The organism is Methylomonas sp. 2F7, from assembly GCF_057126975.1.
In genome coordinates, this window is record NZ_CP195203.1 from 4,596,424 (window position 1) to 4,612,358 (window position 15,935).

Annotated in this window: 10 protein-coding genes; 9 read left to right on the top strand and 1 reads right to left on the bottom strand. The window is 47.1% G+C overall.

Annotated features, from left to right (window positions below; translation table 11 throughout):
• Positions 1-14 precede the first annotated feature (14 nt).
• The 3 genes from recF (at position 15) to ACR64Q_RS20750 (ending at position 7,904) form a co-directional block, all read left to right on the top strand.
• Complete coding sequence (recF, locus tag ACR64Q_RS20740) at positions 15-1,088, top strand: DNA replication/repair protein RecF (protein WP_313732977.1); 1,074 nt, start codon at positions 15-17, stop codon at positions 1,086-1,088.
• 120 nt (positions 1,089-1,208) lie between these two features.
• Positions 1,209-3,614, top strand: a complete 2,406-nt coding sequence (gyrB, locus tag ACR64Q_RS20745; RefSeq protein WP_313732978.1) for a DNA topoisomerase (ATP-hydrolyzing) subunit B — start codon at positions 1,209-1,211, stop codon at positions 3,612-3,614.
• A gap of 267 nt (positions 3,615-3,881) precedes the next feature.
• A complete protein-coding gene (locus tag ACR64Q_RS20750; RefSeq protein ID WP_313732979.1) occupies positions 3,882-7,904 on the top strand; it encodes an NACHT domain-containing protein in 4,023 nt (1,340 codons plus the stop codon).
• Between the two features lie 49 nt (positions 7,905-7,953).
• Here the strand turns inward: ACR64Q_RS20750 and ACR64Q_RS20755 are convergent, their stop codons facing one another.
• The gene (locus ACR64Q_RS20755; protein ID WP_313732980.1) at positions 7,954-8,193 is read right to left on the bottom strand and encodes a helix-turn-helix domain-containing protein; all 240 of its coding nucleotides are present in this window, start codon (positions 8,191-8,193) and stop codon (positions 7,954-7,956) included.
• A 97-nt stretch (positions 8,194-8,290) separates the two neighbouring features.
• On the opposite strand from ACR64Q_RS20755, the gene ACR64Q_RS20760 reads away from it, so the two are divergent.
• The 6 genes from ACR64Q_RS20760 to ACR64Q_RS20785 all read left to right on the top strand — a co-directional run bounded on the left by ACR64Q_RS20760 (position 8,291) and on the right by ACR64Q_RS20785 (position 15,916).
• On the top strand, positions 8,291-9,463 hold the full coding sequence (locus ACR64Q_RS20760) for a hypothetical protein (RefSeq protein WP_313732981.1): 1,173 nt from the start codon (positions 8,291-8,293) through the stop codon (positions 9,461-9,463).
• Positions 9,464-10,161: 698 nt separating this feature from the next.
• Complete coding sequence (locus ACR64Q_RS20765) at positions 10,162-10,584, top strand: helix-turn-helix domain-containing protein (RefSeq protein WP_313732982.1); 423 nt, start codon at positions 10,162-10,164, stop codon at positions 10,582-10,584.
• A 246-nt stretch (positions 10,585-10,830) separates the two neighbouring features.
• Positions 10,831-11,589 carry a TnsA endonuclease N-terminal domain-containing protein gene (locus tag ACR64Q_RS20770; RefSeq protein WP_313732983.1) on the top strand — a complete coding sequence of 253 codons (759 nt, stop codon included), beginning with the start codon at positions 10,831-10,833 and terminating at the stop codon, positions 11,587-11,589.
• A complete protein-coding gene (locus ACR64Q_RS20775) occupies positions 11,552-13,546 on the top strand; it encodes a Mu transposase C-terminal domain-containing protein (protein ID WP_313732984.1) in 1,995 nt (664 codons plus the stop codon). Before ACR64Q_RS20770 ends, ACR64Q_RS20775 begins: the two co-directional genes overlap by 38 nt.
• Before the next feature lie 13 nt (positions 13,547-13,559).
• The gene (locus ACR64Q_RS20780) at positions 13,560-14,534 is read left to right on the top strand and encodes a TniB family NTP-binding protein (RefSeq protein WP_313732985.1); all 975 of its coding nucleotides are present in this window, start codon (positions 13,560-13,562) and stop codon (positions 14,532-14,534) included.
• Positions 14,528-15,916 carry a TniQ family protein gene (locus ACR64Q_RS20785; RefSeq protein WP_313732986.1) on the top strand — a complete coding sequence of 463 codons (1,389 nt, stop codon included), beginning with the start codon at positions 14,528-14,530 and terminating at the stop codon, positions 15,914-15,916. The genes ACR64Q_RS20780 and ACR64Q_RS20785 overlap by 7 nt, the downstream gene beginning before the upstream one ends.
• Positions 15,917-15,935 lie beyond the last annotated feature (19 nt).

The window sequence follows — 15,935 nt, forward strand, 5'->3', positions numbered from 1 at the left end:
GTCGTTTAGCGATTATGACCTTGTTAAAGCTGGATGTGCTGTCGGTCAGAAACATCCATTCCGCAAGCATCTCGCCGTCGCCCGCCATTAATTTGATCACCGGCGCCAATGCCAGCGGCAAGAGTTCGCTGCTGGAAGCCATTTTTATTTTGGGTAGATCTCGCTCGTTTAGAACTACCCATACCAAGCAGGCCATTGCTTTCGAGCAGTCGCAATTGACCGTTTCCGCGCAAAATCGGCAACAGTCCGGTTCGGTCAGTACGCTGGGAATACAGATTGATAACAAACAATGCCAGATCCGCATCGATCAGGAAGATCGACAAAAAGCCGACTTGGCCTACGCACTGCCGGTGCAATTGATTCATCCCAAGAGTTATCGTTTACTAGATTCAGGGCCGCAGATTAGAAGGGAGTTTTTGGATTGGGGTATTTTTAATCAACACAAAAACTTTTTGCCCTGTTGGCGCAAGTTTAATAAAGCTTTGCACCAACGTAATGCTTTGTTGAAAACCCGGCAACTCAAACAGCTTCCGGCTTGGGATAAGGAACTTGTGGAATATGGGCAGGTGATTAACGAGTTTCGTTTGGCCTATGTAGCAAGCTTGCAACCGGTGTTTTTAGAAATGGCTAGCCACTTCTTAAATAAGGACGATGTTGATTTACGCTTCTTGCCCGGCTGGGATGATAGGCAAGCCCTAGACTTAATTTTGAAAAACGATCTGGAGCGAGACATACGCTACGGCTTTACGCATAGCGGACCGCACCGAGCGGACTTTCACACTTATCAAGATAAAAGATTGGCTAAAGATTATCTGTCACGCGGACAACAAAAGCTCTTAGTTTTGGCACTGATGTTGGCACAAGTGACTTTATTGAATCAGGAAAGCCCATACTCCTGCTGTATTCTCATTGACGATCTAGCATCTGAATTGGATACAGAAAACCGGGCAAAATTGATAAAATACCTCGTTGGACTGAGTTGTCAGGTTTTTATCAGCAGTACCGATATAGCTGATTTTGGTGACTTAAGTTCAGTGGATAACTATAAATGGTTTCACGTGGAACAAGGCGAAGTAAAACAACTTTAATGTTTCACGTGGAACAAATAATAAAAATTAACAACTCCCATCACACACGATACAACGGCTTCATGTGCGATATGAAAGCCAGGCATCGTTGCGGTAAAACACAACACAATGGATATACCCATGAGTGAAAATTACGACAGTTCGAATATCACAGTACTTAAAGGATTGGATGCGGTCAGAAAACGTCCCGGCATGTACATCGGCGATACCGATGACGGCTCCGGCTTGCATCACATGGTATTCGAAGTCGTCGATAACTCCATCGACGAAGCATTAGCCGGATACTGCAAAGGCGTCGATGTCGTGATTCATGAGAACGGGTCAATATCCGTGTATGACGATGGTCGCGGCATCCCTGTTGATATTCACAAAGAAGAAGGCCGTTCCGCCGCGGAAGTTATCATGACGATCCTGCACGCCGGCGGTAAGTTTGACGATAACGCCTATAAAGTCTCTGGTGGCTTACACGGCGTAGGTGTCTCGGTGGTAAATGCCTTGTCTGAAGAGCTAACGCTGAAGATTCGTAAGAACGGCAAGCTGCACATGCAAAAATACATCCTAGGCGAGCCAGTATCGCCCTTAGCCGTGATAGGTGACTGTGAAGGCAGCGGTACCTACATAAACTTCAAACCCAGCCCTACTATCTTTACCAATATCGAATTTCACTACGACATCCTCGCCAAGCGCTTGCGTGAACTGTCGTTTTTAAATTCTGGCGTACGAATTTCCCTCCGCGACGAAAGAACCGGCAAAGAAGATGTATTCGAATTCGAAGGCGGCATCAGCGCCTTTGTGCAACATCTGAACAAAAACAAAACCCCGCTGTTTGAAAAAGTCTTCCACTTTATCGCCGAAAAAGAAGGCGTAACGGTAGAGGTGGCGATGCAATGGAACGACTCCTACCAAGAGAACGTGTTCTGCTACACCAACAACATCCCGCAGCGCGACGGCGGTACGCATTTGGCCGGATTTAGAGGTGCATTAACCCGCACCATTAACCAATACATCGAAACCAACGGCCTGGCTAAAAAAGAGAAAGTGGCCACCACCGGCGACGATGCACGCGAAGGCTTGACCGCGGTGTTATCGGTGAAAGTCCCAGATCCTAAGTTCTCCTCGCAAACCAAAGACAAACTGGTTTCATCGGAAGTAAAACCGCTGGTCGAATCGACCATGAACGAAAAACTGCAGGAATTCCTGCTGGAGCAACCGCAAGTCGCCAAAGCCATCGTCAACAAGATCATCGATGCAGCTAGAGCCCGCGAGGCCGCTAGAAAAGCCCGCGAAATGACCCGCCGCAAAACCACGCTGGATATTGCCGGCTTACCCGGAAAACTCGCAGATTGCCAGGAAAAAGATCCAGCCCTATCCGAACTGTTCATAGTGGAAGGGGACTCGGCGGGCGGCTCCGCCAAACAGGGCCGTGATCGCCGCACCCAAGCCATCCTGCCGTTGAAAGGTAAAATCCTTAACGTGGAACGCGCCCGCTTCGACAGAATGATTTCATCGGAAGAAGTGGGTACCCTGATTACCGCGCTGGGCTGCGGTATCGGTAAAGACGAATACAACATCGACAAACTCCGCTACCACCGCATCATCATCATGACCGACGCGGACGTCGACGGTTCGCACATTCGTACCCTGTTACTGACCTTCTTCTATCGGCAATTGCCGGAGCTGGTCGAGCGAGGCCACATCTACATCGCCCAACCGCCTTTGTACAAAGTCAAAAAAGGTAAACAAGAACATTACGTCAAAGACGACAACGCTTTAAACCAATACCTAATCCAACTGGCTTTGGATAAAGCGCAATTACAAACTGATGCCGACACCCCGGTCATCCAAGGCCAAGGCCTGGAAAAGCTGGCGACAGAATTTGCCGACGTGATGAGCATCATCAATCGCCTATCCAGACGCTACGATGACCTGTACTTGGAGCAAATGACCTACATGCAGGTGTTAAGCGACGACATCAAAGCCGATCAGCAAAAGCTGCAAGCCTGGTTCGATTTGCTGCAAAAAAATCTGAACGAGGGCGGCCACAAAGCCATATTCAGCACCCAGCTAAAATATCGCGACAGCGACGACTTTGATATAGAAGTTAGCAAGCGCCTGCACGGCATTACCAAAAGCTTTGTCCTGCATGCGCCGTTCTTCGCCGGCAATGATTATCAAAAAATCGCCCGCTTCGTGGAAAAAACCCTCAGCATGTTCGGCGAAACCTCGGTCATGCGCATGGGCGAGCGCGAACAACAAGTGGATACCTTCAAACAAGCGTTCGAATGGATGATGAAAGAAGTCAAAAAAGGCCAGCATATCCAGCGCTACAAAGGTTTGGGCGAAATGAACCCGGAACAACTCTGGGAAACCACCCTGGACTCCAACAGCCGCCGCATGCTGCAAGTCACCATCAATGACGTAGTCGCCGCCGACGAAATCTTCACCACCCTAATGGGCGATGTCGTGGAACCACGTCGGGATTTCATTGTGAAGAACGCCTTGGATGTGGCGAATTTGGACGTATAGCTGTTGTCGAGTGACACAAAAAGTGAAAAGTGTGCCAAATTAGTGAAAAACTAGTGACACAAAAAATGAAATAATCCGACAGTTATTGCTTATTTTTTCAAACTAAGAACATCGCATCGCAAAAAGCAGGTACTCGTTTTGAGGTACCTGCCTATCTCGATTTAATTTGGATTGGTGGAATTGCCTAATACAAGCTGCTGTTTCCCATGGCCTCGATACTGGTTCCCAGAGGGAAACAGCAACAGCGTATTTGTTCAAAGCGGTTACTTGGCTTTACCGCCTCCAGAACACAGTCATTATTACCAAGCTCTGCCTAAACAACTTGCCGAGTTAACTCAGATTCCGGTATTGATTCTGTTAGGCGAACCTGGCTATGGAAAAAGCCACGCTTTAGCGGACGAACAGATACGGCTCGAAAAAGAGCACCCTGACGATTTGGTTATCATTAAAGATCTAAAAATCTTCGATTCTGGGGATGGGCAGCGGTTGTTGGATTCGGATGAGTTTAAGCTTGTTGAACAAGGCCGCCATCTCTGGATACTCCTCGACAGCTTTGACGAATGCACGCTCCCAGCTCCAGGCGATTGGCTAATTAGCAATTTCATCAACAAGGTCAAATATCCCGAGCGGGTTTTTGTCCGTATCACTTGCAGACCATCCCATTGGCCGGAAAGATTGGAAAAGGCCTTTTCGGAACGCTGGCGTTCGGTCGCTGAATCTCCCGTAGAGTCGTGGCGCTTATGCCCACTCCGCGAAGACGATATACGTATTGCTGCAAACCTCAGCCAAATTAATGCCGAAGAGTTTTTAAATACCGTAACTGAACGTAATGTGGAGCAATTGGCAGCCCTGCCGGTTACGTTGCAATTCATGCTCAGGCTTTTTCAAGAAAATCGGTTACGGAAGTTGCGAACCGAGATTTTCGAGCAAGGATTGGAACTGCTCTGCGAGGATAGTCCAGAGCGGCAAATCACAGGTTTCAAAAGCCAAATTCCGGCTAGTGATAGATTTCGAGTCGCTACTAAGATTGCGCTGGGTTATGTCTTGCAGGGTTGTAATAGTATTTGGCTCGGACCGCGTGTTCAATGCCCAAACGGTCTGTTCGATGCCAGGCAGGTAACCAGCAAAGAAGCGGGCCAAGAAATAAGTGATGAAGCTGTCAAAGAGACCCTGGAATTGACCGGAATCTTTGCCAGGCTCGACGGCACGCGATTTCAATTTGCCAGCCGTACTTTCGCCGAGTTTCTGGCAGCTTGGTATATTGCGAAAAGTCCAATATCTACCGAGCAAAAGCTAAAAGTAATTTTGCACCCAGATAGTCAACGGTTGATTCCAGACTTGCATGAAACGGCAGCTTGGTTGGCTGCTCTCGATGCCGACTTTCGAATTTGGTTAGTCAACAATGAACCGGAGGCAGCGTTGGAGGCCGATTTCGCAACTTTACAGCAGGTCGAATTACCATCGCTAGTTGATGGGCTTTTACGTTTGGCGGTAGAGGAGCACCGCCCTGCTTACGATAAACAAAGGCTTGCCAAACTGAATTATTCTGGCCTCGAATCTAGTTTGTCCTGCGTTATAGGGAACAGTTCTATTCCTTTCGCCGGCCGGTCACTGGCAATCCGAATTGTTAATGCCTGCGAGTTAAAAGCACTAGGTTCTGAATTGGCTAAAATTGCATTAGACGAATTGGAAGATATTCAACTTCGCGAGTTGGCTATGTCCTCTATGATGCACATGGGTAATGACGCGAAAAAATTGCTGCTTCCCTTAGCTGAGTTCGCTAATAATTTGCGGCTAAAGGGGCTCGCATTGTCTTTACTAGGGCCTGGTTTAATGGGTGCTGAAGCCTTTTTTCACCAAATTTCCCCTTCTTTCCTAGAAACAGCATGTTCTGAGCTTCGCTATCATGTTTATGAGGATTCATTCCTAGATCAGTTAGATACCAAGGGTTTGATAACTGGTTTAAAGTGGATTGCCCAACATGTGCCAATTAGTCATGACCAGTTCACCTCGAACAAATTGAAAAGCCGGCTATTAGCCAAAGCTTTTGATTACGTGAATGTAGAAGGTATGGTTGAGACGTTAGTCTACGCGATCAAAGCGCTTCGCTATCACCATGATTATTTATTCGACGGACTGGAAAGAAATCGTCCTCAAAACTTTTTCGACAGCCTCCTGAATCGACGGCTTGTTCTCGCTGAACTAATACACCAAGTTGATGCGAGCGACATTTGGAAATTTGTCACTTTGAATTGTTTTAGGGAAGAAGATAGCACGTGGCTGTTTGATCGGTTGGATAGTACTTCTTTGGAATCGGAAAGACATGTCATTGCGGCCATTGTTGACCATTTAATCAGGCGTTACGAAACTCGTAACGCTGTAGAACAAGTATTGCTTAGAGCTGGTGTGGCGGTCGCCAATCCTGATCCGATATTAGCGGTACATTTAGCTTGGTTAATTTGTCCGATGTATTTAAATAGCGAAGAAACCGTTCGGTTCAAAGTTCAATATTTGGAAAATAAAGCGTTGATGGCTCGTCTTGATGAACCTAGGCAGGCACAGTCACTTCCAAATCCTCCCGAGTTTTATATCGAAACCAATCTGGCTGCTTGTGAATCGGGTGATTTCAAATGTTGGCCAAATTTGATTGCATCGCTGGCGTTGGATGAGGATGGTTCGCAGTCTTTTACACATGACCCAGATTCTCTACCTGGTTGGCAAATAGCCGATAGCGAACTTCGAAGCCGAATCGTCGGGGCGGCAATAGATTACTTGGAATGTTCCGAGCCGCCAGAGGATGAAATTCTGCTTCAAAATTCTCGTACGCTTGCGCAAGCTGCTTGCGGTATGGCTGTCGCCATTGTTTCCGACACCAACAATTTTCAGCGTTTGTCCAATGAAAATTTAAGCCGTTGGTGTTTGGTAGTTGTTACCCACTTCTTCGACGCAGAAACCCAAAAGCGAATTTTTAGAAAAATAAGATCAATAGTCCCGGAAGCGTTTGATATTGCGGTATTGAAACGGGCTGACCATGAAGCGAAACAGGGAAATCTTCATATCCTTGATTCGTGTGAGGACGTTTGGCATCCGAGTTTTTTACAACAGTTAGCTACCACTCGATTAACTCATTCCGATTGGCCGTTTTACTGTCGATTACAACTGGCCGAATTATTAGTCCGCAATAAAGTTGAAGGCGTCATAGAGCGGCTTATTGATTGGCTGACAACCGAGCCGGATTTGAGTAATCGTTCTAAGGTGGCCAATACATTATTTCTGAATGCACTCACACAAACTTGGCCGACTCTTCAAAAGCTATTAACGAATGAGGCTGATCTGGCCCAAGAAGTCATACTGGGTGTTGCAGACAATGCTTGGCGCACAACGTCTGTTTATTCAAAGCTGGATGTTGAGCAATTAGGATGGCTGTACGAGAGAATTCGTCACTTATTTCCACCATCGGAAGACCCTCCTACGCCAAATGGCGTATTCACGCCGTATCCTAGGCTGGAGGTTGTCCAATTTCGAGATAGCATTATCGGATGGTTGGTAGGATTGGCAACGCCGGCCGCAATCAATCAATTGGATCGAATTTTCCAAGCCTATCCCGACAGTTCTTGGTTAGTCAGGGCGAAAGCCGACGCCTGTAAAAATCTCTGGCGGCAAGAACGGACGAGGCTGTCGTTCGCTCAGTCCATTCGGCTGTTATCAGACGCCCATGCTTCGGTAGTTCGGAATAGCTTTGAATTGATGAATGTTGTTGAAGAAGCCTTACAACGTTTTGCGCATGAAGCCCAACACGGCTCGCCGCCGTTAGTGACTTTTCTTTGGGATGAAAAACAAAGTAAACCTTTTTCCGAGCAGAGGCTTTCCGACTTTTTGAAATTTTATTTGGACAGGGAATGGCGGGACGGTCGAATCATCATCAACAGGGAAGTGGAAATCAGGAATTTGCACGACTTTGGTATCGGTGAAAGAACCGATTTATTTATTCAAGCGGTTTCACCCGACGCAAATCTCCATCAGTCGCATCCTTGCGTAGTGATTGAAGTAAAGCCAAATAATAAGGCCAAACCCGAGAAGGATATTCCTGAGCAATTGGTTGGAAAATATCTCGATGGGGAATCCCGTAATTGTGGGATCTATCTGGTAGGTTGGTTTGGTAAGTCGCGTTCCTCAATAGGCGAGTTTAGTGAAAAAGCCGACCAGTGTGCTTTGAAGAATACCGACGAAAAAACAAAAGTTAAGTCAATCGTGCTGAATCTTTGTCACCCGCTGGCTGCAACCAATTAAGCACCTTGTGTGGCAACTATTAACTGATTGCCGAATAATGCTTGTAACTTTAGTCGTTACTAAGTTTCAGCATCTCCGCCGGTGACACTGATAGCGCATCTGCCAACTTACAAATATTCAGCAAAGCAATATTTCGTTTCCCCCGCTCTACTCCGCCCAAATAACTTCTAGCCATGCCGCATTCCAGTGCGAGTTGCTCTTGAGACCAGCCGCGCTCTTTTCTCAATTGGACAAGACGTTGTCCAAATAAGACAAGTGGATCAGGCTTGGGCTGGGAATCGGTAGGCATCTCATGATGCTACTAACCGGTACCCTATGAGGCCACGCTCTATGAGTGACAATTATGTTCTGTAGGCTTATATTTGGCGCTTTGTCTTTGCGATCCAATGCCGAATTCGTCGATCCACCCCAAATTGGCTCATCTTTCAGACAGTCAGATAGATAATCTGATTTCACGGTACTACGCGGGAGAAACCATTGCCGATTTACTGGGAGAATTTAAAGTCGATTGCAACCCGCATCACCTATTCAAATTATTCCCGCCAATAATTCATTCGTCTTTGGTATGTCCTTGTTGCGATGCTGCCATGATGTCGCCAAGAATATCCAGGAGTGCGCATTATGAAACAACGACGCGTTGCTCCCAATGCAGACATGAAGATACTTCTCGATGCAAATGTGACCATTGCCGTAATCGTCGGACATTAGATTCAGGCAAAGTTTTACGAAACGTTTTTGATATTAAAAATGCCTCAAGCGGACAGACCGCAAATCTGAGTATTGAGCCTGATAATCTAACACTGGAACTGGCAGTCGCTTTGCTGTCGCTATTACGTTGTCCTGGGGTTGCCGATGTTGATGTTATAGCGGTGTCGGCGGCTTTGAGCATGTCAACGGTGCCATTTGCGCCAAAAGGTAATTATGGTCATACGCTAATCCAAAAATTATGCCAGGCAAAATTACTGAGCGTTTTGAATTCAGCGGTACCCGATAACTTCAGTGTGTTCGGAAATGAAGTGCGAATTGAAACGCCTTTTCCGATTTTCTGGAGTATATCCAGAATCACCCGCACGAATCTGATTCAAAGCATAGAACAACGCGTCGCCCAGAGAAAATGGCCTAGGCATTGGTCTGGTCAGTTGCCGGATTTAGCGCGCGTTCTAGCATTTGCCGAAATTAAGGAGTTTTACGACTATTGCGCCAAACAACGCGGATTGCCGGCCTCGGCTCAGCGCAGTACATCGATGATGCTGAATAATCTATTACAGGATTATTCAGTGGCACAATGTTATCGAATTATCTATGCGGGAGCCAAGGCAGCGGCTGACTTCTTGGTCAGGACTTCCTGCGCCCCACAGCATGCTGCTAATTACATGATCGGAGCATGCCAACGTTGGGTAGATAGAGCTAAGGCCGAAAAATGGGTGGTGACACCCTTTCACAGAAACCACGAACTACCTAGAAGTATGATCAGTTACGTTTTATACGATGACTTTCTGAAACGTGGGGATGATGGATTCAATTTGGCTTTGGATAAAATTGCCAGGCCAAAAATGTAACTTTTTACGACCCAATGGACTGAGTCTTATCGTTTGTCTAAATTAGTCAGGTTGATTGCTGAGTGCAACGAGTCTTTGATACCAGTTTCCGTTGAGTCCGAGAGTTAGTTTAATGTTAAGCCAACGAGTTTGGGTAAGAGGATTGTCGTTATTACGAATCCATGAGCAGCAAATATTTTCGCGCCCGCGAAAGATTTAGAAAATCTTTTTAGCAATTTCTTGCCGGTCAGCACCATCAATCTGAATTCGATTCAAATTTTGGATTACAACCCCTATAGCGTTTTCTAATTATTTACCTTTTCAAGGGGTTGATCACATTAGCAAATTCAAAAATTTCTCATTTACGAAGAACCGTTACGGTCGGCCAAAATGACACGATGGCATTTTTATTGATACAAAACTACGTGTAACGGCCTGAGTGCAATAGACAAAAGGCTATCTGCAAACCAAACCAGCAATGTTTGCTGATTTCTGAGTGGAAAAATTAGAACTTATCTACCACAACAATGTAGTTAATCATATTTGATAACTATATGAATTTAAAAGGTTATTATGGTTATAGTTATCAATTGCTTTTTATTTGTCAAGCGAATTCACTTTACAATAAGTAATTGATTATTAAGGAAAAAATTTTACATTTTCATCTACTAAGACTATTCTCTATCTTGTCTTAGATACGTTACCGGTTTTGACCAACCATGAATCCATTTGCTTGTTTTCTACACACGATTCGAATGCAGCGAGGTATTCGCCAGACAGAGTTGTCCGATCTAATCGGGTATGAGCAAACTTACATTTCCGCACTTGAGATTGGAAAAAAGGGTCCGCCAACGCCAGAGTTCGTTGAAAAGCTGATTACGGCGTTGGACTTGAAGGGGGAAGAACGTGAGCATCTACTTAAAGCAGTAGAAGCCTCCAATCGAAAGTTGGTAATCGATAGCGACATGCCGCAGGATGTTTTTTGGATGCTCCAGGAGCTACGTGATCGTGTATCTGATCTAACGCTTGCGGAAATACAGTTGATTCGCCAGGTTCTCAAACTCAAGGAATCGTACGGCAATAGTTACGTCGAGCCAGGTTATCGATTGCATCGACGCAAAAAAATGGAGGCTCAAATGTAAAAACGGGACAAACCTTGTGGCTTGCCCCGCTGGGTGGAGCATCTAACGATACCCCGATTCGCATCTTCAGTATCGTCAAACTTCCCACCAGGGTCAAGCCCACTCTAATCACCAGTGTCTGCGTAACGTCGAGTTTGACTACCCGGCGCAGGCGTTGTTACGCCTGAAAGCAGTGCTATTCAACTATAGCCGTGGCTGTGGCCGGCAGCATTTTGCCTGTTTTAGCCGCACTGCAGGAGAGTAATCATGTCAAAAAATCTTTGGCAGGGGGCTTGGCGAGGTCGTCAACCTGACGGCGACATTCACAAACGAGCTCGAAATGTCATCACCCCATCAGGCGGCATTGTCCGCGGTAAATTCCCCAGCCGCAAGAACGGGCGGATGGTTCACCATGAGGGATTGCTAGAACTCGAAGCGATTTATCTGTTCGAGGCATCTGCCAATATTGTCCGCTATCGTGAACAACCCTTAACCCTTCATTATCCCGATGGCGCCAAATTGCGCCGATATACGCCTGATTTTGAATTGGTGTTGACCACCGGCGAAATCGTCCTCATCGAAGTCAAACCGGTCAGTAGCCTTGGTCATGATGATGTGCAGCACAAACTTAATTGTGTCGCTGAGCATATGCGTAGATCGAAAATGCCCTTCGTTATATTGACCGATGAAGTAATACGGCAAGAGCCCCGATTATCCAATCTGCGCTGGGTCTATCATCGGGCTCGACGAATTCCTCCATCGCCGGACGCTATGACGGTTGCCATCAACAAGATTCGCCATTGTCTCCCCATATCGATTGCAAAGGCAACAGCCATGCTGAGGACAACTTGTATTGATCCATTTAGCCAATTAATCGCCTTAAGTGACATTGACCCTTGCAGTCTATTGCTAGCTGGACATCTGCGCTGTGCCTTGGATCAGCCAATTTCTCTAGAAACCTTAATTGAATTGAATACGGAGGCTGACAATGGCTGGTTTTGCATTGCACAAGAACAGGGTTTTTGATTGGGACGGTACTGCATATCGGATTGATCGTATCCAACCGAATGGTGATTTACTGCTGGAAAGCACGAATGATGGCCATTTTTCGGTGATCAGTCGTGAGCAACTGCTCGCTGAGTATGGGGCAGGCAACATTTCCGCAAAGACTGTTGAGGCTGCCTCTGCTACTACCTCGTTAGTACCTTCATTTTCACGACCGCTCGATGAACTATCCGAAGGCCTTAGAAACGTCGTGAAGCGTCGTAAGCATTATCTTGAAAGTATTCTTGATCATGGTGTTCCGATTTTTACACCGGCGTATTTGAAGCCGTTGATTGAGCAGGCCGCCGTGGAAGTTGGAGACTTAACCCCGCCGGGCGTGACTACCGTATATCGTTGGTATCGCCGATTTAACTCAACTAACGATACGCGAGCGATCATTCCGAGGATAGATCTTCGTGGTCCCAAAGCGTTGCGGCAAAATGATCGTATTCTCCAGTTGGTAGCAGAAGCTTTGGAGGAAGCTTTTAAGGCCTCACCGCAAGCTACCTGTCGTAACGTGTATACGCGCTTGCTTGGCAAAATCGACATTGAGAACCAACGCACTCTCGGAGGTGAGCCTATCAAACCGCCATCCTTGCGTACCTTATACCGATTGGTTAAGCGTGCCGAGGCGTACGAACTAGTGGTCTTAAAGGAAGGTAAAGCATCTGCCGATAGGCGTTTTAGGATCGGCAAAGCTGGTGTAAAAACTTCTCGTATCCTGGAGCGGGTTGAAATTGATCATACACCGCTCGATCTATTCCTAGTTGACGAAAGAACTTGGCTACCTCTGGGCAGGCCAACGTTGACCGTGATTATCGACCACTATAGCCGGATGTTGCTTGGGTACTATTTGAGTTTCGATAGCCCGTCTACTGCGGCGGTGATGGGCGCATTACGGCATGCCATTCTGCCCAAAAAATTGGCGGATGGTGTCATAGCAAACTTAAAAATCGCCAATACCTGGCCTTGTTACGGTTTGCCTGAAGTCATGGTGGTCGACAATGGCTTGGAATTCCATAGCAATGATCTAGAAAGTGTGGCTTATGACTTGGGAATTCGTATTCAATACTGTCCGAAGCACGCACCACGCTTCAAAGGTGTGGTCGAGCGCTATCTCAAAACGATTAACTATTTCTTTGCCCACCAGCTGCCGGGTACCAGTTTTGCCAAATATTATCTGCGCGGCGATTACGATCCACAAAAAGCGGCGTTGTTAACCTTTGCCGAATTTAAGCAAATATTCGAAAAGTGGGTGGTCGATATTTATGCGCAGGACGAACATAGAGGACTCGGTAAAACAACGCCATGGGCTCGCTGGCAAGAAAGCATTGCGCATTATGAGCCGACATTACCGGATGATCTGCGAACGTTGCAACGCCGTATAGGCCTAGTCGCAGAACGCTCGTTGCGCCGCGATGGCATTTCCCTGCATGGCATCCGCTACAGTGGCGATGAACTCGGTCCCATCCTGCGGGGATTTGGTGAAGGGGTGAAAGTTCGGTTGGTCTACGACTCGGAAGACTTGGGTGAAATCCAGGTCTGGGGTCCCAATGATGCCGAGCCGGTGACGGTGAAGGCCATCGACTACGCGTTTGCCCATGGACTCACCGTCAAACAGAACGACTTCATTCGCCAATATCTGCGGGAGCAAGGCGCGGCAGTTATCGATAAAGCTGCTCTCGAACGGGCTCGATATGAACTGGCACAAGCCGTCGAAGAATTAATGACCAATCGAAAACATCGTGCTCGGCGCCGCAGTGCGGCCCTGCTGGGGATAACTAGTAGTAAACCAAATGGGTCAGATCTAAATACCGATACCAAACCCGATGTTATAGCGGTACCCAAGCTGCAAAAAGCCAAAGCGTCAAAAGCGTTTGAACAGGATCAAGAACAGGTGGCGATGGAAATCATCACATCCTTTCAAATGAAACGTTGAAAGGGGAACTACGATGAATTCCAACGAAACTCTCTCTGCTATACAACAATTTGATGAAGAATATATTCCATTTCCCCCGTTTGTCACAGCCATTGACGCTATCAAAACCAATCTTTCGCTTTATCGCGAGACCAAAATCCCTCGTCATTTATTGGTTCTTGGGGAAAGTGGAGCCGGAAAAAGCAGCCTTTGCAAATGGGTAAAACATCAATATCCTAAATTCACTTTGCCGGATCGTGATGTCACCCCGGTGCTGGTAGTCTCGGTACCATCTGGCGCCACTATTTCGAGTGTGGCTTCTTCCATGCTTGAACAACTGGGCGATCCAGCTGCAGCATGCGGAACGGTATCGGCGAAGACCTCACGCGTGATAACTTTATGCCGAGCCTGTCAGGTTGAAATGCTTCTGTTCGATGAAGCCCAACACATTCAGGATAGAGGGTTGGCTGCGACGCATTACAAAGTGGGTGACTGGTTAAAATCATTGGTAGATCAAACAGCGATTCCAACCGTTTTACTGGGGATACCACGACTCGAAGAGCTTTTGCGCGTCAACGAACAACTGCGGAGGCGTTTTTCTAGTCGTATTCGATTGGCTTTGGGGCAGGACGATAAAAAAACTATCCATAGCGAGTGCTTACAACTTTTTAGATCATTGGGCTTTTGTTTGCCGGTACCGTTATCATCGGGGAATTATGGTTGGGATGACTTGGCCATGCGTCTTTATTACGCTAGCGATGGGCGAGTGGGTTACATCAAAACGCTTTTACTATCTGCTTTGGAATTCGCGCTTGAAAATAAAGTGGAAGAAATTGACCCTAAGTTATTGGAACAAGTATTCACAGCCAAGATTTGGCTGGAGGGCGTGGGCAAACTAAATCCTTTTAATCCTGCTTTTGTGTTTCGCCGCTTAGATCGGGGTAATGAACCGTTCGAGCCTGGTTCACTCTCCAGCGTCCGCAGGGGCCGCCGGGAGGTGGTGTGTTGATTCCGTTCAGTGACTTTCCAGTTCGAGCCCAATTTCAGCAAGGAGAAAGTCTAGCGGGTTATCTATACCGTTTTCAGGGGGGCAACGGGCATCGAATAGCCCGTCGCTTAGAGCATACCTTAGGCGCTTTGTATCGCGGAACGGCAACTGATGCTCCACCAGCGGCTTTTGATACCTTACAAATGTTGCTGGGGACTTCAACCGAACTCGATCGGACCTGGTGGCTGCGCAAACGGCGTTTGCCGAAATGCTCGAATGGGCATGAGAATAGCAGGCCGGGATTAAATATTACCCCGGTACGTTTTTGTGTTCTCTGCCTAAGCGAATGCGGTTTTCATTTTGCCCTTTGGGAATTGCCGCAGATTGCGGCATGCCCCGTTCATCAGATCCGATTGTATGAGCACTGCGCTCTTTGCGCCAAAACTTTTTCCTGGTCCGAATTAATGCCGGATTGGTTTTGTGCCTGTGGTCAGTCGATTATCAATGCACCCATTAAACTTGCCAGTCGCAATCAGTTGCTATTTGCACAGCTCTTAGCGGAATCGGAAGATATTGACCTACCCAGCCGCTTTAATAATCGTGTTGAGCCGTCAATTTCCCAAGGTTATACGCTCAGTGAAGTTTACGCAGGTCTTGAATGGGGCGGTCGATTGCGTAAAGCGTTATGTCGTGACGGTCATCGATCCCGCAAGCCGATTCAGAGCAAGCGGAATTACAGACCTTTCTGGTCTGACGATTGGGTTGCCGTGTTACTTATGGCGTCGCCTGACGAATTGAAACATCGGATACTGAGAATACTTGTCAGACGATTCAGAGGGCATAAAGACTTGCTCTGTTCGGTTACGAAATTAGATTGGTTGTATCGGCTGATGCGATTTGTCGGCACCGGTAACTATGGATACTTCCAGACGAAAATTCGGATGGTAGTGGCGCAAATGCTGGCCGAATACCAACTGAAATTGCCAATTTCGTCGGCGGTGTTTTATAACCCCTGGATTTCGCCGACACGGCGTTGCGAAAACCAAACACGGTTGATGCACTGGTGGGCAAATTTATCCAAACACATCGGCGACCTCGATCCCGAAATGCTTCGCTATCAACAAACAACAGTTATACCGCCCATCAAATACGGTAAGCGGGAATACGAGTTGGAGTTGGTGGACATCCTAAATCGCCTGTCGAGTGTGGCATTCGAGCAAGCTGATTTAGCGGATTGTCGAGCGCTCAGCTATTGGTGGCGGATACCGAAAGATTTGCGTGAGCTACAGAGTCCTAGCGATGTTTTGCAACAGCTGGGATTACACCTGACGGTGATACCCGATTATGAGCTGTACTTCGTTGGCTCCTTGGTTCGACTGGCGTGCCAGGAAAAACCAGCATAATTGTCGTGAACGATTATTG